This is a genomic window from Brevibacillus sp. NRS-1366, from assembly GCF_050467985.1.
The window spans coordinates 47,009-66,146 of the sequence record NZ_JBITPN010000023.1 but is presented as its reverse complement, the minus strand read 5'-3'; the positions used below and the strand labels follow the sequence as shown (position 1 = coordinate 66,146).

The following is a 19,138-nucleotide window of genomic DNA, read 5'->3' as shown; positions in this document are numbered from 1 at the left end:
CAAGGGGAAGTAAAGCAACCCTAGAACAAATAGAGGAAGCCCATTGCGAACATGCCGATGCCGAGAACAATCAGGGCAATCATGACAATGTAGAGTCCCTTGTTTTTCCGACGGCGGTAAAAGAATTCGTCAAACATGGTTAACCTCCCTGCGGTAAAATAGTCCATTCCATTATCATAACATGTATCCTATCATCCTTGCCAACAGCAGATGAAAGTGAGAGTTTCTCTTCTCTTACGAAAGGTTCTCCTCCCGCTGCGAAGAGGACAAGCGTTGGATTTAGCCGGGATTACATGGAAAGGAGCAATGAAGCATGGAAAGCATGTGGCTAAAATACACCTTAGTAGTGGAACCGGATCTTGAGGATCTGTTTGTTGCGGAAGTTCTGACCAGTCCGTACACATTAGGCTGGATGGAGCCGCAAATTGAGGTGCTCACAACGGAAAACGGCTACGATTATGTAGAAAATACAGAAGGTCCTGTCGTCGGTTATTTGTTTGAGCCTGAGCAGGATAGCGAGGAAGAACATGTAGCGAGGCTAAAAGCTTATATTCTTCGATGGAATGGCCGTGTGACATTAAAAGAAGTGGAGATCGTAGCAGAAGAAAACGACTCATGGAAAGAAGAATTCCGTGAGGTGAGAATTGGAGACTGGTGGGTAGCCCCGACATGGACAGATCCTGCATCTCTTGAAGATGCTGAACATATATTGTGGATTGATCCAGGGGCCGCTTTTGGCACTGGCTATCACGGAACAACCCAGGACATGCTGCTGTTTTTGCAGGAGCTGGATCTCGCAGGCAAAAAGGTACTGGATATCGGTGCCGGTTCAGGTATCCTCACAGTGTACAGCGCCCTGAATGGAGCGAAACAGCCAGTCTGGGCTGTAGATGTCAATCCGCAAAGCGAGTACCAGGTACGGGTCAATACGTTAAACAATCAGTTGCCGCAAGAAGCCGTTCGCGTTGTGATCGGAGATGCGAGGGAGGATGCTACCCGGGAGCAGCTCCCTTTGCAGGCTGATTTGATCTTGGTCAATATCGGGGGCGATGAGATCATTGCCATGCTCGAATTGATTTCAGAGCGAATCGCGCCAGATGGGCAGGTTGTTCTCTCAGGTATCGTAGACTGGAATCGTGAGGCCGTGCTTGCGGCGTATGAAGAAGCTGGCTTTTGCGCAGAAAAAGAACGGTATTCAGACGAATGGGTAACCATCCTGTTGAAAAGAAAAACGTAAGTCAAGTCAGCGTTGTAACTCGAATATGAGACAATAGAGAAAACATTCCGAGGACCAGTTCAAAAGGGAGGGTGTTTTCCCGACTTTTTGGACTTCCTTTTGGAAACATGATGGAGGGGAAACGACATGGAGCACGTAGTCATTGCTGCTGCCGGACGGACGCCAATTGGCACGTTTGGTGGTGTACTGAAGGATGTAAGCGCTCGCAAGCTGGCAGAGACGGTGATTCGCGGAGTATTGACGAAATCGGGAGTAGAGGCTGCTCAGATTGATGAAGTCGTTTTGGGGAATTGCATCCAGCGCTCGGATGAAGCGAATATCGCCCGAGTAGTCGCATTGGACGCAGGTCTCGGCAAGGAAGTGACCGGTTACACGATACAGCGTCAATGCGCGTCAGGCATGCAGGCTATGGTGAGTGCTGCGTCGCAAATCCTCTTGGGTGACAGCGAAATCGTCATCGCAGGGGGAGTGGAAAGTATGAGCAACGCACCCTATGTGCTGAAAAATGCGCGCTGGGGCAAGCGACTCATGCATGGCGAGATGACGGATGCCATGTGGGATTTGCTGACGGACCCCCATCATCAAATTTTGATGGGCGAGACAGCCGAACGATTGGTGGATCGCTATGGCATCACGCGCGAGCAGCAGGATGAAATCGCCATGCGCAGTCAGCATAATGCGATCCGCGCCATCGATAACGGACTGTTCACGGAAGAAATCATCGGGGTGCCGCTTAAAAAACGAGGCGACGAGACGCTCGTCACGCAGGACGAGTTTCCGCGCAGAGGAGTAACCATGGAAAGCCTCGCCAAGCTAAGGCCAGGCTTTCGCGACGACGGCACAGTGACAGCGGGGAATGCCTCAGGGTTGAACGACGGGGCTTCGGCTGCCATCTTGATGAAGGAAGGAAAGGCAAGAGAGCTCGGGATTACTCCGCTTGGCAGAATCGTATCCTGGGCGGTAGCGGGAGTCGAGCCTGACCTGATGGGATACGGTCCTGTTCCTGCTGTCAAAAAGGCGCTGGCGAAAGCGGGATTATCGTTGGCGGATATCGAGCTGATTGAAGTCAACGAAGCCTTCGCTGCGCAGTATTTAGCAGTGGAAAAGCTGCTTGAACTCCCTCGGGAGATCACCAATGTAAACGGTAGCGGCATTTCGTTGGGGCATCCTGTAGGTTCCACGGGCTGCCGGATTGTCATTACCCTGCTCCATGAAATGAAACGCCGTCAGCTAAAGCGTGGGCTTGCTACCTTGTGCGTTGGTGGTGGTTTGGGCATGGCGATGGTCGTCGAACGATTCTAAAAGCAACGTTTAAACAAGCCTTCCCCGGTTAAAAATGGAATCAAACCCCTGTCGAAGGAAGCGAGTCGAGCTGGGGGCTTTGGTTCAACAAAAGGGGGAGGCTTTTTGATGATGTTTCTATCATTTTTGAAACGATACAAAAAACAGATTATCTTTCACACTTTTTCCTGTCTCGTTATCGGGGCATTGCTCGCCGTAGGTTACGGTGCGTACCAGTACAAGCAGATGACTCAGAAATGGTACATGCCGATAGATGGACAGGCCAAGGAAACAGCGAAACAAGCGGGTATCTCCCTGCCCACGCGGGATCTTTTGACGGGCACAGAGCCTCTGAAGCCATTTGTCGTGCTGATACTTGGAGTGGACAGCAGAGACGGGGAGAGGGCCAGATCCGATACGATGATGGTAGCGGCAGTGCACCCTGCCAAGCAATCTGCCTATCTCCTTTCCATTCCGCGGGACAGCTATATGGAACTGCCCGGGAAAGGTTTTGACAAGGTCAATCACGCGATGGCGTTTGGCGGCACGAAGCTGGTGAAAGAGTCTCTGGAACAGTTTCTCGATATAAAAATTGATCGCTACATCTCGGTTGATTTTGATGGATTCCGGCAGATCGTCGATGAGCTTGGCGGTGTTCAAATCGATGTGAAGAAACGGATGAAGTACAGTGATCCAAGTGATGGAACCTACATAGACATCCAGCCAGGTCTGCAAGCTCTATCCGGAGAGCAGGCACTCGATTATGCCAGGTACCGCAAAAGCGATCTAGGCAAGGAGGACAGCGATTACCAACGTATCGCCAGGCAGCAGGAAATTCTCAAGGCACTCGCTGAAAAGGGGGCCTCTGCACAGGTGTATTCCAAAGTATTTTCACTCATGGAGATCTTGGGTCAACATGTAAAAACCGATTTGACTGACCTCGAGATTACCTCGCTCTTGCTGTCGTATGGCGATCCAACACCAAATGCCATCAAGACCGATACGTTGGTAGGGCAGGATGAACGAATCTGGCACAACGGAATTCTCGGTTGGTACCACTTAGTCCCAAGTGCAGAACGCGCGAGAGTCCATCAACAAATTTTACAAACACTTACACCGTAATGTATATGTACGAAGACGCGAGTCGGAGGTGGAGACAGCGTCTTTTTTGTTCTGCAAGGTGAATGCTCCTTTTTGCTGAATTAGTTGGAAAATTGGTTATTTTTCGAATAGAATAAGAAGAGGGAGAGCTTATAAATGTTGATCATAGGGGAGAGGCAAGGCCTTTTAAGGGATGGAGGGAATGACGATGTCAATTGCCAAGCCTTGGATAGCCAATTACCCACCCGAAACTGCACCGTCACTGGAATACCCCCGTGTTCCTCTGACCTATTTTCTAGAACAGTCTGCTGCAACCTATCCAGATAGCTCTGCGATCTATTTTATGGGAAAGCGCATTACGTATCGTGAGCTTTTGCTGTTGACGTACCGATTTGCCAACGCATTGATTGCGCGCGGTGTGAAAAAAGGCGACCGTGTTGCCATTATGCTGCCCAATACGCCGCAGGCTGTCATCAGCTATTACGGTGCTCTTTTTGCCGGTGCGACCGTCGTTATGACAAACCCCCTTTACACCGAGCGTGAATTGATTCACCAGCTTACCGATTCGGGAGCAGAAACCATCATTACGTTGGATTTATTGTACAGTCGCGTGTCTTCGGTCCGCTCATCCACTCCATTAAAACGGCTGATTGTCACAAGTATCGGTGATTTCCTTCCTTTTCTGAAAAAAATGATGTACCCACTCGTTCAAAAAAAACAGGGACAAAATCCACAAGTTGCTTTGGGCGGTGATGTTGAGTCTTTTCTTACCGTTCTAGATGACTGTGATCCCAATCCTGTGTACTTGTCAAATAATCCCGATGAGGATATCGCGCTGCTCCAGTATACCGGCGGCACAACTGGAGTAGCCAAGGGTGTGATGCTGACACATGCCAACCTCATCGCCAATGCCATCCAGTGCCAAGCTGTCCTTTACCGGCTCGAAAAGGGCAAGGAACGGATTCTTGGTGTACTGCCCTTATTTCATGTCTATGGCATGACAACGGTCATGAATAAAGGCATCGCGATTGCTGCTGAAATTATTCTTGTACCGAAATACGAGGTCGAACAGATCTTTACGATGATCGATAAAAAGAAGCCTACACTGTTTCCCGGGGCGCCGACGATGTATATCGGACTCATTCATCACCCCGATTTAAAAAATCATGATCTGTCTTCTATCAAAGCATGTGTTAGTGGCTCAGCTCCACTGCCAATTGAGGTGAAAAACAAGTTCGAGGAGCTGACGAAAGGCAAGCTTGTTGAAGGCTACGGGTTGACAGAAGCTTCCCCGGTGACGCACTCAAACCCGATTTGGGGCAAAAGCATCACGGGCAGTATCGGTTTGCCATGGCCGGACACGGATTGCCGGATTATCGACACAGCCACAGGAGAGGAGCTTCCCCAAGGCGAGGTCGGAGAGCTGGCAGTGAAAGGTCCCCAGGTGATGCGCGGTTATTGGAACAGGCCTGAGGAGACAGCTGCTGCGTTAAAGGACGGCTGGCTGCTGACCGGGGATATGGGGTACATGGACGAAAACGGCTATTTTTACATCGTAGACCGAAAAAAAGATATGATCATTGCAGGTGGCTTCAATATTTATCCGCGTGAAGTGGAAGAAGTATTGTTTGAGCATCCTGCGATTCAGGAGGCAGCGGTGATTGGTGTGCCGGACCCATACCGCGGGGAAACGGTTAAAGCCTTTATCGTTTTTAAAGATGGGCAAACCGCAAACGAGGAGGAGCTAGAGGAGCATTGTCGCAAAAGGTTAGCCGCTTATAAAATTCCGCGACAATACGAGGTTCGTTCCACTCTTCCCAAAACAATCGTCGGCAAGGTTTTGAGACGACAATTGCAAGACGAGGACAGATTGCGGCGAGAAGCCGAGGAAGAAGTCGAAACAAGCTGATGGGAATGAAGGGCAGCGCGGCTCGCTTTCCTTATGGGAAGGCGAGGTTTTCTTATCCGGAGCTATGTTTGACACTGATCGGTACGTATATTAAACTGTGTATGAATGAGCAATCATTCATTTTATTGTCAGTGCTAGTAAAGATGGAGGTATGTATGGCAAAGAAAACGGGGGAAAAGTATCAAGCCATTATTGATGCTGCTGTTCGTGTGATCGCGCGTCAGGGCTATTACAGCGCCCAAGTATCGAAGATTGCAAAAGAGGCGAAGGTAGCAGACGGCACCATATACCTCTATTTTGAAAACAAGGATGATATCTTGATCTCCCTGTTCAACGAAAAGATGGGACAATTTGTAGAAACCAATCGCAAACGAATCGCAGAAGCCTCAACCATCGAGCAAAAATTGTACGTGCTCGTTCATACCCATCTCAGCCAATTAGCAGAGGATCATGAGTTTGCCAAGGTGACACAGATAGAGCTGCGCCAATCTAATCAGGAAATTAACGAAGGAATTGGCACCGTAATGAAGCAGTATTTCAATCTGATTGAAGACGTGATCGTGGAGGGCATAGAACAAGGAATTTTCCGTCCTGATATCGAGGTCCGGGTCGCGCGGAAAATGATTTTTGGCACCTTGGATGAAGTGACGACATCATGGGTCATGAAGCAGTGCAAGTACGACCTTGTCTCCCACGTTGATTCCATTTATAACCTCTTCCTGTTAGGTATTAAGGGAAAAGAATGAAAGAAAAGCTTTTTTTGCTTGCAAACGTTTGTTACAATGAGAAATGTAATACTGAGCGATCGCTCAGCTAAGGCTGTTTCTTTATTTGATAGAGTCTGGGGGGAGAGGAATGGATTCGCGTTGGAATGTGGAAATAGTTGATCGCGTAGCTGTGGTAACGATCACCAACCCACCGGCAAATGCCATCAGCAAATCTGTGCTTGCGCAATTGAGCGAACTTTTGGATCAATGGGAAAACAATGAGCAAATCAAAGCGATTGTTATAACCGGAGAAGGACGCTTTTTCATTGCAGGAGCGGATATTAAAGAATTTACAGAGTTGCAAAGCACAGAAGCTGTAGCGATGTCAAAGTTTGGTCAAGCTGTGTTCGACCGGATAGAAAGTTTTCCGAAACCAATTATTGCTGCCATTAATGGTGCTTGCTTAGGCGGTGGACTAGAACTCGCAATGGCGTGCCATATCCGTCTTGCAGCGCATGAAGCCAAGCTGGGGCTGCCTGAGTTGAATCTGGGGCTGATTCCTGGTTATGGTGGAACACAGCGTTTGCCCCGATTGGTGGGCCGTGGAAAAGCAACGCAATTGATCCTCACCTCGGAAATGATCGGTGGCGAGGAAGCACACCGTATCGGACTTGTAGAAACGGTTTATCCGGCAGAGCAGTTGCTGGATGAGGCGAAAAAACTGGCAGGTACCATCGCGCAAAAGAGTGCAGTCACTCTCAAGCTGGCCCTTGACGGCATCCTCTCCTCAGAAGAGCGTTCCTTGTCTGACGGCTTGGACTACGAAGCAAAGCTGTTTGGCGATGCATTCGCTACAGAAGATGCAAAAGAAGGCGTAGCTGCCTTTCTGGAAAAGCGCAAGCCGCAATTTGCAGATCGGTAGAAAACATATAGCGTCACCAGTATGAAGGATCACATAGGAGGAGGCATCCTGATGAATATCGTGGTTGTGTTGAAACAAACCTTTGACACAGAAGAAAAAATTGTCATCCAAAACGGGCAAATTTCCGAGGATGGCGTTGAATTCATCATTAATCCATACGACGAGTATGCAGTAGAAGAAGCGATCAAGCTGAAGGAAGAGCATGGCGGAGAGGTAACCGTAGTCAGCGTTGGCCCTGACCGTGCTGAGAGTGCACTGCGTACGGCTTTGGCGATGGGTGCAGATAAAGCCGTACTGGTAGACGACGAAGAATTGTTCGGAGACGAATTTACTACGGCCAAAGTACTTGCTGCCGTAGTGAAAAAAATCGGCTTCGATATGATTATCGGCGGTCAAATGGCGGTTGACTCTGGAGCTGGACAAGGCGGACCGCGTCTCGCGGAAGAACTGGGTATCAACCATGTTTCTACCGCAGTGAAGCTGGAAGTGGACGGAACAACTGTACGTGTGGAGCGGGACATTGAAGGGGACCTGGAAGTAGTAGAAACCAGCCTTCCTGTTTTGATCACCGCACAGCAAGGTCTGAACGAACCTCGTTATCCTTCCCTCCCGGGGATTATGAAAGCGAAGAAAAAGCCTCTGGATCGTCTGTCAGCAGATGATTTGGGTCTGTCCGTACAGGAAGTAGCGGCGAAAACGGAGATTGTCGATCAATCCTTGCCTGCACAAAAGCAAGCTGGACGTATTCTCTCTGGCGAGCTGGCAGCTCAAGCGTCGGAACTGGTGCAACTATTGCGCAATGAAGCAAAAGTGATCTAAGCGAGAGGGAGAGGATATCCATGAAAAAAGTACTTGTATTGGCAGAAGTGCGCGACGGACAGCTTCGCAACGTGTCCCTTGAGGCATTGGCAGCAGCACAGGCGCTGGCTGAAGGCGGCGAAATCGTAGCAGGTGTTTTTGGTGCGAACCCTGGGGCGCACGCGGCTGTGCTTGGTCAGTATGGTGCGAGTACGGTTTATACAGCAGATCATCAGGCGCTGGCCCAATACACACCTGATGCCTATACGCATGCGTTGGTTCAATTGATTGAGCTTGCTGCTCCGGATGCTGTGGTCTTGGGACATACCGCAATTGGCCGCGATGTAGCTCCGCGTGTAGCTGCACGACTGGGCTTTGGTCTGGTGTCTGATGTAACGAGCATCGAAGCAGGACCCGTTTTCGTGCGTCCGATCTACGCAGGAAAAGCATTCCAAAAACGTAAATTTGTTGATGGGAAAACTTTTGTTACGATTCGTCCAAACAATATTGCGATCGGTGCGGCTGATGCATCGAGAACGGCTGTCGTGGTTCCCGTAGAGCTGGAAATTAAAGACCTGCGCACGATTGTGAAAGAAGTTGTAAGCAAAACGAGCGGAAAAGTGGATTTGTCCGAAGCGAAGGTAGTCATCTCTGGTGGTCGCGGAGTGAAGAGCGCAGAAGGCTTCCAGCCACTGTATGATCTGGCAGAAGTATTGGGTGCAGCTGTCGGTGCTTCTCGCGGTGCATGCGACGCTGACTACTGCGATTACTCGATGCAAATCGGTCAGACAGGTAAAGTGGTTACACCGGATTTGTACATTGCGTGCGGGATTTCCGGAGCTATTCAGCATTTGGCTGGCATGTCCAGCTCCAAAGTGATCGTGGCGATCAACAAGGACCCGGAAGCGCCGATCTTCCAAGTGGCCGATTACGGTATCGTTGGCGACTTGTTCGAGGTTTTGCCATTGCTTACGGCAGAGTTTAAAAAAGTGTTGGTGTAAGCCTGGTATATTCAGAAGCGAAGCGTCCCTTTTTAGGGGCGCTTTTTTTGCCTCTTACACTTACCCTATGCTTGGTTAGCTTGCCCTGGAATGCGTTGGAAACGATAAGAGAAGAGCGGGCTGGATAGACTAACAGTGAGAAGAAAGTGTTGTGCGCCGTAGTCATTTCGGTTTTGGGATGATATACTGTTTAGCGTATGGAACCTTTTAGTAATTGAATTTGAGGAGGTAACTTTCCATGGCAATTGTTAATGGAACTGACCAAAACTTTTCCCAGGAAGTAGAGCAAGGCGGTACAGTCCTGGTTGATTTCTGGGCTCCATGGTGCGGACCTTGCAAAATGATCGCTCCTGTATTGGAGCAAATTGATGGTGAAGTGGGCTCCCAGCTTAAAATCGTCAAAGTAAACGTGGATGACAACCCGGATTCAGCAGGCCGTTTTGGCGTGATGTCCATTCCTACCCTGATCGTATTCAAAGACGGTCAGCCAGTTGACAAAGTAATCGGCTTCCAACCAAAAGAAGCTCTGATGGCAACTGTAGGTAAACACCTGTAAGGAAAAGGGATTTTGTGCCAGAGAGCGGTATTTGCATGTATGTGCAGATGCCGCTCTTTTCATATGTAAACTAGATTGAATGGTTGGAAAATGATAGCGGTTTCAAATGGGTAATGGCGCCAAATAGGGACCAAAGCCATAAGTAAATTCTGAGCGGTCGTTTGTCAAAAAATTAAGTTTACTTAGAGAAAATTATTTGCGTTTTTATAATACTTTGATTAAACTTCTTGTATTCCATTTATTTAGAAAGAAAAAGGGAGGTTTTACAATGAAGGGGTTTCATTTATTACGATCTTTGGCAACAATCTCTTTAGGTGCCGTTCTTATGGTAGGATGTTCCAGCGGCAATACGAGCGCACCAGCAGCAACTGACGGAGGTGCCAAACAAGAAGCAAGTGCAGGTGGACAAGAGTTCACAGCCAAAATTGGTGTGGTTGGATTTCTGTCTGGATCTGGAGCTGCTTATGGTGAGGCACAAAAAGCAGGTTTGGAGCTGGCTTTGGGCGAGCTAAACGAAGCGAACAAAGGCAAACTCAAGATGGAATTAAAGTTTGAAGATTCTGGCGGAGACAAAGAAGGGGCAATTAATGCTGTAAATAAACTGATTAATCAGGATAATGTTGTAGCAATTATCGGCCCTACCTTATCCGGCGAAATGTTTGCTGCAGGACCTGTAGCGAACGAAGCTGAGACGCCAATCTTTGGAATTTCCAATACATCCGAAGGAATCAACGATATCGGTGAGTACGTGTTCCGTAACTCTCTGCCTGAGTCTATCGCGATTCCAACAGCGATGAAAGCTGCGGTAGAGAAACAAGGCTTTAAAAAGGTTGCGCTCATCTACGCATCAAACGACGATTTCTCCGTGAACGGATACAAAGTGATGAAGGCAACTGCAGAAAAAATGGGTCTGGAAATTACCGGTGAAGCGACATTCTCCAATGGCGATGTTGACTTCTCCGCACAATTGACCAAGCTGAAACAAACAAATCCCGACGCACTTCTGGTTTCCGCACTGTACAAAGAGGGTTCCATGGTTGTAAAAAAAGCGCGTGAATTGGGCATCACTGGCACGATTCTGGGCGGCAATGGCTTCAATAACCCGAAAGTATTTGAAATTGCTGGACCAGCAGCAGAAGGTTTGATTGTAGCAACCCCATTTAGCCCAGAGAAGCAAGATGAAAAGGTACAAGCTTTCGTAAAAGCTTTTGAAGCGAAGTACAACAAGAAGCCTGACCAATTTGCAGCACAAGCCTACGATTCCCTGTACATCATGTCGCAATCTCTGCTCGGAGCGGGCAAGGCTGATCGTGAAGAATTGCGCGGACAACTGGCAGGGCTGAAAGACTTTACAGGCGTATCCGGCAAGCTTTCCTTTGACGAAAAACGCAACCCAATCGGCGATGCAGTAGTCGTTGTTGCAAAAGACGGGAAGTTTGTACCGTTTGAATAGGAGGATTGCCCGGGCTCCCCGGGCTCTTCTTTGCAATAAGGGCACAAGTTTGGCTACTTCTTTTTTTTGAGATTGACCATCTGCTCCGCCAGTTTTGGCGGAGTAAAGTTTTCTCGCTGGATCAGAAAGTACGAGCCCGGGTCTATCGCTTCTTGATCCAGCGAGAACAACTCCAAATGTTCGAACGATTTAAACGACTTTCAGTGAGGTGAGGCAGTTTGTTTTGGCAGCAATTAGTCAATGGCTTAACGGTAGGCAGCACCTATTCCTTAATCGCATTGGGCTATACTCTTATTTTCGGTGTCTTGGGAATCATTAATATGGCTCATGGTCAAATCTTTATTTTCGGTTCACTTGTTGGACTTGTCCTGATGACCAGCCTGAACTTGCCGCTAGGTGTGGCGCTTATTGCGGCAGTTGTCATATCGGCGATTTTGGGACTTGTTCTGGAGTATACAGCGCTTCGACCACTTCGCAAGAAAAATGTTCCCCATCTGGCATCCCTGATTAGTACGATTGGGTTTGCAATTCTGGTAGAAGAAGCGATGCACAAATTGTTTGGTGCGGATTCCCGCGCTTTTCCCCAATCTTTTGGAGATAAGTCGTTTGATTTGGGTATCATTCAAATTCGCAGTGTGGATCTCATTATTTTAGGTATTTCATTAGTTTTGATGTTTGTTTTGCATTTTTGGATTCAGAAAACCAAAATGGGTAAAGCGATCCGTGCAACAGCGGAAAATACGGATACGGCTAACATTTTGGGGATCAATACCAACATGGTCATTGTCGTTACTGTCATGCTGGCGTCTGCTCTGGGGGGTGTCGCAGGTATTCTGATCGGAATGGCTTACTCTGCGCTGATTCCAACGATGGGAATGACGCTCGGATTCAAAGGCTTGGCGGTGCTGATCCTCGGTGGGGTCGGAAGCATTCCCGGTGCGATGGTGTGCGGGGTGCTGCTCGGAATCATTGAGGTGTTTACGGTCGCCTACGGAGATTCTTCCTATCGGGATGCCGTAGCTTTTGGACTGATCATTGTGATTCTGCTCTTGAAACCAGAAGGACTATTTGGACGCAAAGCGTAAGGAGGTGCAAACATTGGATATTCTCAATCCTTATAATCTACAGGTATTAACCTTTATTTTGTTAAATAGCATACTCGCTATCAGTATTTACATTACGCTCTCTACTGGACAGCTTTCCTTGGGGCATGCAGGTTTCATGAGCATTGGCGCTTTTACTGCGAGTATCTTGACCAAGCAAGCGGACATGCCGCTGTTTATTGCCATCATCATCGGGGGGCTGGCAGCGGGGATCATCGCTCTTTTGATTGGGGCTCCTACCCTGAAACTCCACGGTTTGTACCTTGCGATTGCGACCTTAGGCTTTGGTGAGGTCATCCGGGTTATTCTGTTGAATTTGGAGATTACAAACGGTGCACTCGGTCTTACCGGGCTGCAATCGATCGGCAACTACTTGTATGACTTTGAAAAAGCGATTGGCTTAAAGGCTCAGACAGTCGGTGTCTCCGTTATGCAAATGAAAGCACTGTCGACGTTTCTTTTCATGCTGATTTTGTTCGCGGTCATTTTATTCCTGACGCTGCGTCTGAATCGTTCGCGGCTTGGCCGCGCGTTTGAAGCGATCAAAGCGGATGAAACAGCCGCGCGTGCGATGGGGCTGCAGGTGGCTTATTACAAAATGCTCGCTTTTATTATCGGCTCGGTCTTGGCTGGAATGTGTGGCGGGTTGTTTGCTCATATCACGACAACGATCACTCCGGACGATTTTAACTATCACAAGGTTGTAGAGATTTTGTCCTATGCCGTTATCGGCGGCAGCGAAGTCGTATGGGGGCCGCTGTTTGGTGCTCTCGTGCTGACCGCTTTGCCTGAGGTACTGCGCGGCCTTGCCGAATACAAGATGCTCATGTACGGCCTTATCATGGTCGGAGTGATGGCCTTCCGTCCGCACGGCTTGATTGGAACAGACACCTTCCAGAAGTTGCTGCGTCGCCGCAAGGGCAAATCGTCGGGGAATGAAGCGAAGGGGGGACTGTGACGTGTTGCTGGAACTGACTAACGTAGGAAAAAGCTTTGGCGGCATCACCGCCCTGCGCGATGTTTCCTTTTCCGTAGGCGAAGGCGAGATTGTTGGGCTGATCGGACCGAATGGAGCGGGCAAGACGACCATTTTTAATATGGCGACCGGTATTTTCGAGCCGACGACCGGAACATTCTCGTTTGCCGGTCAAACGCTGAACGGGACGCAGCCTAATAAGATTACCGAAATGGGCATCGCTAGAACCTTTCAAAATATTCGCTTGTTTGGCCATATGAATGCACTGGACAATGTCAAAGTGGGCTGCCATTCGCGGATGAAAGCTGGCTTCTGGGCTTCTTTGCTCAAAACTCCTGGACAGCGGGCAGAAGAGAAGGCCGTAACCAAAAAAGCAGAGGAGCTGCTTGAATTCGTTGGGTTGTCTGATGTAGCAGAGGTGCGCTCTGATACGCTTGCCTACGGGCAGCAGCGCAGGCTGGAAATTGCACGTGCGCTCGCTACCGAGCCGAAGCTGTTGCTCCTGGATGAGCCGGCAGCGGGGATGATTGAGAGCGAAACCAAGTCACTTATGGAGCTTGTGCGCAAAATTCGCGATAATGGGACGACCGTCCTCTTGGTTGAGCATGATATGGGACTGGTCATGAATTTGTGCGACAAAGTTGTCTGCATTAACTTTGGGGTAAAAATTGCTGATGGTACGCCGGGAGAGGTACAGAATAATCCAGACGTGATTGAAGCCTACCTCGGCAAGGAGGACGAATAGCATGTTGAGCTTACAAAACCTAACGACCTCCTACGGCCAGATCAAGGCGATCCGGGGGATTTCTCTGGAGGTGCCAGAAGGCAAGATCGTTTCTTTGATCGGGGCAAACGGCGCAGGGAAGACGACCACGATGCGGACGATTGCAGGTCAGCTCAAGCCAGAGGCAGGGACGATTACGTTTCGCGGACAGCGTATTGAGGGCGCAAAGCCGCATCAGATCGTTAAAGCTGGACTTGCACTCGTGCCAGAGGGACGTGCCATTTTAGGCAAAATGACCGTGCTGGAGAACCTGGAAATGGGTGCTTTCCAACGCAATGACGTACAGGGCATCAAGGATGATATGGAAAAAATGATGGCGTGGTTTCCAATTTTAAGGGAACGACTGACGCAATTGGGTGGAACCATGTCTGGTGGTCAACAGCAGATGCTGGCGATTGCTAGAGCGCTGATGTCGCGTCCCAAGCTGCTGCTCCTGGATGAACCGTCCATGGGTCTGGCACCGATTGTCGTTTCAGACATTTTCAAGGTGATCAAAGAGATCAATGCAGAAGGAACTACTGTGCTGATCGTGGAACAAAACGTCAAGCAAGCGCTCAAAATCGCTGATTTCGGCTACGTCCTGGAAGCGGGACAAATCGTGCTGGAGGGGACGGCTGAGTCCCTGTTAAATGATGAGCGGGTAAAAGAAGCATATCTGGGTGGACGCAAGCATTAGGCCTTCTGCTTTTTGAACAGGATTCTTAGGAAAAAACTGTCGCTGGAAACACGAGGCGGCAGTTTTTTTCATCTGTCATTCATGCTACTATGGAGAGTGGAACGTATATTCCTATCACGCAGTTAACGAGGAAGGATGCTTGACGCCCATGCCAGCAAAACTGACGAGAGAACAAACCGAATATCTTGTTCATCAAGTCCAGCGATATTTTCATGAAGAACGATCTGAACAGCTGGGAAATCTGGAAACAGAAGATTTACTTGCCTTTTTTTCCAAAGAGCTAGGTCCCTTCTTTTATAATCAAGGAGTACAAGATAGCCGGAAGCTGCTTACAGAACGCATGAGTTCTCTAGAGGATGAGCTGTACGTGCTGGAAAAGCCAATCAAAACCAAGTGAAGCCAATATTTTAGATAAATAGATGAAGGAGGGGAGCAGCCATGAATAGCTCCTTGAAAGATAAGCTGGCCGTCCTGCCAGAGAAGCCAGGCTGCTACCTGATGAAAAACGCAAGCGGGGAAATTATTTACGTGGGAAAGGCCAAAGTGCTCAAAAACCGCGTCCGCTCTTATTTTACAGGCAGTCATAATGGAAAGACGCAACTCTTGGTCAGTGAAATCGTAGACTTCGAGTACATTGTCGTATCTACTCCGATCGAAGCGCTTATTTTGGAGTGCAACCTGATCAAAAAGCATGATCCGCGCTACAATGTCATGCTCCGCGATGACAAAACCTACCCTTATATCAAAATTACGAATGAAGCCCAGCCGCGTCTGGAAATTACCCGCAAGGTCTTGAAAGACAAGGCACGTTATTTTGGTCCGTATCCGAATGCTGGGGATGCCTCCGAGGTGAAGAAGCTTTTGGATCGCCTCTATCCGCTGCGCAAATGCCGCAATATGCCTAAGCAAGTGTGTCTCTATTACCATTTGGGACAATGCCTCGCCCCCTGTGTGTACGAGGTGACAGCAGAGGAAAACCGCCGATTGGTAGAGGAAATCAGCCGATTCCTCGATGGCGGTCACGAAGAGATGAAGCAGCAGTTGACGGAGAAGATGATGCAAGCTTCAGAGAATATGGAGTTCGAGCGGGCAAAGGAATTCCGCGATCAGATCAAAAGCATCGAAGCGGTGATGGAAAAGCAGAAAATTACGTTTAACGATACGGTAGATCGGGATATTATCGGATTTGCTGTGGAGAAGGGCTGGATGTGCATCCAGATTTTCTATATGCGTCAGGGCAAGATGATTGAGCGCCAGACTACGTCTTTTCCTTATTACGGGGATGAAAGCGAAGACTTTATGTCCTACGTCAGTCAATTCTATTACGACAAACAGAACGCCTTGCCGAAAGAAATTCTGTTGCCCGAAGAAAGTGACACGGAATTGTTAAGTGATTGGTTAGGGGTCAAGGTGCATGCGCCCAAACGCAGCAAGAAGCGTGAACTGGTAAAAATGGCATCGGAAAACGCGCGGATTGCTTTGCAGGAGAAGTTTGCGCTCATGTCTAAAGACGATGCCCGTACCGTCCAGGCCGTGCACAATCTCGGTCACATTCTAGGTATCGGCGTTCCTCATCGCATCGAGGCCTTTGACAACTCCAACATACAAGGTACGGAGCCTGTATCGGCGATGATCGTCTTTACCGATGGCCGACCCGATAAAAAGGAATACCGCAAATTCAAAATCAAAACAGTCGAAGGTCCCGATGATTATGGATCCATGCGAGAGGTCATTCGTCGCCGCTATTCCCGGCTGCTCAAGGAAAACCAGCCGATGCCTGATCTCATCGTCATCGACGGGGGAAAAGGGCAAATCAGTGCAGCGATGGATGTATTGGAAAACGAGCTGGGGCTCTATATTCCGGTCTGTGGTTTGGCAAAAGACGATAAGCACAGGACAGCTCAGCTTATGTACGGAGATCCGCCTGAGCCTGTGAATTTGAAACGAGACAGCTACGAGTTTTATTTGTTGCAGCGTATTCAGGACGAGGTGCACCGGTTTGTTATCACCTTTCACAGGCAATCTCGAACCAAAACGATGCTCTCCTCCCAACTGGATGAGATTCCTGGCATTGGAGAAAAACGGCGCAAGCTCCTGTTTACTCATTTTGGTTCGATGAAGAAAATGCGTGAGGCAACCGTAGAGGATTTCCGCCAGTTAGGAATCGGTGACAAGCTGGCAAAAGAAATTATCGCCCATTTGCGGAAGGTAGATTCGTAATAAATCGTGAAAAACGATTGAACTGTTTGTCAGCCCATGATATAATGCCTTTCAAACAGAATAGTAAGCCTCACTTCCATATATGGAGTGAGGTAGAGGCGCGAAAACCAAAAGTACCACCCTGAGATCGGGTATCTGTGAAGGGTATGGGAAAGGGGAATTCGCCGAAGTGTGGAGGGGAACCCGCTTTTCTCCATGCTGGGTCTGCATTGAATAAATGCAGGACTGTCATCTCGGCAATCACCAGTTGCCAGATGGAGAGCTATCTCACGGTGAGTCCGTGTGAGTCATGATGGTTGATTCTGTCATGCTACATGGACTGGACCGCGTGTATTGGAGGGGAGGAACCGGTATGTCGAAACAATAGGCAGCGGCAGGTACTTATTCCTAGTCGATGCCTTTTTTTAATAGTACGAATTCATGTATACGATAGAGACCATACAGATAAAAATCAGACGAAACCATACAAAAAAAAACAGAAACCATACCTGATAAATCATTGGATATGAAAAGGGAGAGAAGCCGCATGGGGTTGATCGTGCAGAAATACGGAGGCACCTCTGTAGGTACCATTGAGCGAATTTTACGAGTAGCGGATCGAATCATCAACTATAAAGAGGAAGGGCATGATGTGGTCGTGGTCGTCTCGGCGATGGGCAAGTCTACGGATGTATTGGTAGACATGGCTAAGCAGATCACCGCGTACCCATCAGAGCGGGAAATGGATATGCTCTTGACCACGGGGGAACAGGTATCCATCTCGCTTTTGGCAATGGCTTTGCACACAAAAGGCTATGACGCTATTTCCTTGACTGGCTGGCAAGCAGGCGTTACGACGGAAGCGATTCACGGTCGAGCTCGAATCAAGCAGATTGATTCGGAAAGAATCCAAGCCGAACTGAGTCGTGGACGCGTCGTGATCGTAGCAGGCTTCCAGGGAATCAGCGATGAGGGTGAAATTACTACGCTTGGCCGAGGTGGATCGGATACATCTGCGGTCACATTAGCAGCCAGCCTGGGGGCAGAGAAATGCGAGATCTTTACAGACGTGTCAGGCGTATACACAGCTGATCCACGTATGGTCCCGGCAGCAAGCAAGCTGGACACGATCTCCTATGATGAGATGCTTGAGCTAGCGAATCTTGGAGCTGGAGTCTTGCATCCGCGTTCGGTGGAGGCTGCTAAGAAATACAAGGTACGGCTGGTGGTCCGCTCCAGCTTTACTGGTGAAGATGGTACGTACGTTGAGGAGGTTGCCAATATGGAAACAGGAAGAGTAGTAAGTGGAGTCGCGCATGACGAAGATGTAGCAAAGATTACGGTTGTCGGTATGCCTGCCAAGGTAGGAACCCTCTCCCGCCTGTTCAATACTTTGGCTGACAACCAGGTGAACGTGGATATTATTATCCAGAGCTCCTATGATGCCGCGGTAACGAACATTTCTTTTACAGTAGCAGCAGATGATTTGAAAAAGGCGCTGGATACGCTTGGCGCGAATCAGACGGTGCTGGGCTTTGAAAAAGTAGACTTCGAGGAAAACCTGACCAAGGTTTCCATTGTAGGCTCCGGCATGATCAATAATCCAGGAGTTGCAGCTGAAATGTTCCGCGTCCTGGCTGAAAAGGAAATTTCTATTAAAATGGTATCTACTTCTGATATCAAAGTATCATGCGTGATTCCAGCAAGCCTGACAGAGCTGGCAGTTTGCAGTCTCCACACAGCCTATGGCCTGGATGTAGCTGAAACAGCTGTCGTGCACGGCTGAGAAAAATCCCCCTCTCCCCGCAGGTAGAGGGGGCTACTTATGTGAGCGATTGCTCATTTTTGGCTACGTGTGACAATCCGAACATCATCGTTGCTTGCTATTTCTAGCTGGGCTACGATTTCTGTTCCTTTCCACCTCTCCAAGGCCCCGGCGACGATCCCCGATTCTAGAGAAAGCGTTCGAGACAGACGTTCCGGTGACTGGTAGCTATGAATCGTATGCGAGAGTTTATAGGTCGTGCACTCCTCTGTGGCCTCCAGTAGGTCTAATTGCCCGAGACCAAGTCTCATAAACGGCAGAATGATGCCATTTGCCGATTGAATAGGGATTTTCCGACCAATATCTTTGCCTAGCCAGTAGAGAATGGGGCTTTCGCTATTACCGAGCAGGGTGTTGGTCAACGTTTCGCGGAGGAAATGATAGCCAAGATAGGGCATGTTCATCCGTTCAGCATAAGGAATCGTTTGGGCAGGCAACAGGGCTGCCAGTTGATCCGTCTCTTTCATTGTGCTCCCTCCTGTCTGTACTAGATTATGAGGAGGGGGCAGTTTTCATGACCAATTTAAGAGAGAAAAATAGCGGAATTGAGCATTGTTATTCTAACAATAGATTTAGTCTATTGATTGGCTTGACGCTCTCAGTCGACAAG

Annotated in this window: 18 protein-coding genes and 1 riboswitch; of the genes, 17 read left to right on the top strand and 1 reads right to left on the bottom strand. The window is 48.8% G+C overall.

All coding sequences use genetic code 11. The features are described from left to right. Window positions 1–313: 313 nt before the first annotated feature. The 17 genes from ACIFQN_RS21035 to ACIFQN_RS20955 all read left to right on the top strand — a co-directional run bounded on the left by ACIFQN_RS21035 (window position 314) and on the right by ACIFQN_RS20955 (window position 18,489). On the top strand, window positions 314–1,237 hold the full coding sequence (locus tag ACIFQN_RS21035; protein ID WP_429834992.1) for a 50S ribosomal protein L11 methyltransferase: 924 nt from the start codon (window positions 314–316) through the stop codon (window positions 1,235–1,237). Window positions 1,238–1,363: 126 nt separating this feature from the next. After that, a complete protein-coding gene (locus ACIFQN_RS21030) occupies window positions 1,364–2,539 on the top strand; it encodes a thiolase family protein (RefSeq protein WP_429834991.1) in 1,176 nt (391 codons plus the stop codon). Window positions 2,540–2,647: 108 nt separating this feature from the next. After that, on the top strand, window positions 2,648–3,640 hold the full coding sequence (locus ACIFQN_RS21025) for an LCP family protein (protein WP_429834990.1): 993 nt from the start codon (window positions 2,648–2,650) through the stop codon (window positions 3,638–3,640). A 187-nt stretch (window positions 3,641–3,827) separates the two neighbouring features. Beyond that, window positions 3,828–5,528 carry a long-chain-fatty-acid--CoA ligase gene (locus tag ACIFQN_RS21020; RefSeq protein ID WP_429834989.1) on the top strand — a complete coding sequence of 567 codons (1,701 nt, stop codon included), beginning with the start codon at window positions 3,828–3,830 and terminating at the stop codon, window positions 5,526–5,528. 155 nt (window positions 5,529–5,683) lie between these two features. After that, window positions 5,684–6,274 carry a TetR/AcrR family transcriptional regulator gene (locus ACIFQN_RS21015; RefSeq protein ID WP_429834988.1) on the top strand — a complete coding sequence of 197 codons (591 nt, stop codon included), beginning with the start codon at window positions 5,684–5,686 and terminating at the stop codon, window positions 6,272–6,274. Window positions 6,275–6,383: 109 nt separating this feature from the next. Beyond that, complete coding sequence (locus ACIFQN_RS21010; protein ID WP_429834987.1) at window positions 6,384–7,157, top strand: enoyl-CoA hydratase; 774 nt, start codon at window positions 6,384–6,386, stop codon at window positions 7,155–7,157. A 51-nt stretch (window positions 7,158–7,208) separates the two neighbouring features. Then, on the top strand, window positions 7,209–7,976 hold the full coding sequence (locus ACIFQN_RS21005) for an electron transfer flavoprotein subunit beta/FixA family protein (RefSeq protein ID WP_429834986.1): 768 nt from the start codon (window positions 7,209–7,211) through the stop codon (window positions 7,974–7,976). Window positions 7,977–7,996: 20 nt separating this feature from the next. Next, window positions 7,997–8,956 (top strand): electron transfer flavoprotein subunit alpha/FixB family protein, encoded by a 960-nt coding sequence (locus ACIFQN_RS21000; protein ID WP_429834985.1) that lies wholly within the window; start codon window positions 7,997–7,999, stop codon window positions 8,954–8,956. Window positions 8,957–9,194: 238 nt separating this feature from the next. Then, entirely contained in the window at window positions 9,195–9,512 is a 318-nt protein-coding gene (gene trxA / locus ACIFQN_RS20995; protein WP_429820444.1) for a thioredoxin, read from the top strand. A gap of 268 nt (window positions 9,513–9,780) precedes the next feature. Beyond that, entirely contained in the window at window positions 9,781–10,965 is a 1,185-nt protein-coding gene (locus tag ACIFQN_RS20990; protein WP_429834984.1) for an ABC transporter substrate-binding protein, read from the top strand. A 218-nt stretch (window positions 10,966–11,183) separates the two neighbouring features. Further along, window positions 11,184–12,050 carry a branched-chain amino acid ABC transporter permease gene (locus ACIFQN_RS20985; RefSeq protein ID WP_429834983.1) on the top strand — a complete coding sequence of 289 codons (867 nt, stop codon included), beginning with the start codon at window positions 11,184–11,186 and terminating at the stop codon, window positions 12,048–12,050. A gap of 4 nt (window positions 12,051–12,054) precedes the next feature. Continuing rightward, the gene (locus ACIFQN_RS20980; RefSeq protein ID WP_429835100.1) at window positions 12,055–13,026 is read left to right on the top strand and encodes a branched-chain amino acid ABC transporter permease; all 972 of its coding nucleotides are present in this window, start codon (window positions 12,055–12,057) and stop codon (window positions 13,024–13,026) included. 1 nt (window position 13,027) lies between these two features. Then, window positions 13,028–13,789 carry an ABC transporter ATP-binding protein gene (locus ACIFQN_RS20975; RefSeq protein WP_429834982.1) on the top strand — a complete coding sequence of 254 codons (762 nt, stop codon included), beginning with the start codon at window positions 13,028–13,030 and terminating at the stop codon, window positions 13,787–13,789. A 1-nt stretch (window position 13,790) separates the two neighbouring features. Continuing rightward, entirely contained in the window at window positions 13,791–14,504 is a 714-nt protein-coding gene (locus tag ACIFQN_RS20970) for an ABC transporter ATP-binding protein (RefSeq protein ID WP_429834981.1), read from the top strand. A 148-nt stretch (window positions 14,505–14,652) separates the two neighbouring features. Beyond that, window positions 14,653–14,901 (top strand): DUF2164 domain-containing protein, encoded by a 249-nt coding sequence (locus ACIFQN_RS20965; protein ID WP_429834980.1) that lies wholly within the window; start codon window positions 14,653–14,655, stop codon window positions 14,899–14,901. A gap of 41 nt (window positions 14,902–14,942) precedes the next feature. Then, window positions 14,943–16,724 (top strand): excinuclease ABC subunit UvrC, encoded by a 1,782-nt coding sequence (uvrC, locus tag ACIFQN_RS20960; RefSeq protein WP_429834979.1) that lies wholly within the window; start codon window positions 14,943–14,945, stop codon window positions 16,722–16,724. Window positions 16,725–16,809: 85 nt separating this feature from the next. Then, window positions 16,810–16,997: riboswitch (Lysine riboswitch) on the top strand. A 253-nt stretch (window positions 16,998–17,250) separates the two neighbouring features. Further along, complete coding sequence (locus ACIFQN_RS20955) at window positions 17,251–18,489, top strand: aspartate kinase (RefSeq protein ID WP_429834978.1); 1,239 nt, start codon at window positions 17,251–17,253, stop codon at window positions 18,487–18,489. Between the two features lie 53 nt (window positions 18,490–18,542). Here ACIFQN_RS20955 and ACIFQN_RS20950 read toward each other — a convergent pair whose 3' ends face one another. Beyond that, window positions 18,543–18,995, bottom strand: a complete 453-nt coding sequence (locus ACIFQN_RS20950) for a DUF2507 domain-containing protein (RefSeq protein ID WP_429834977.1) — start codon at window positions 18,993–18,995, stop codon at window positions 18,543–18,545. Window positions 18,996–19,138 lie beyond the last annotated feature (143 nt).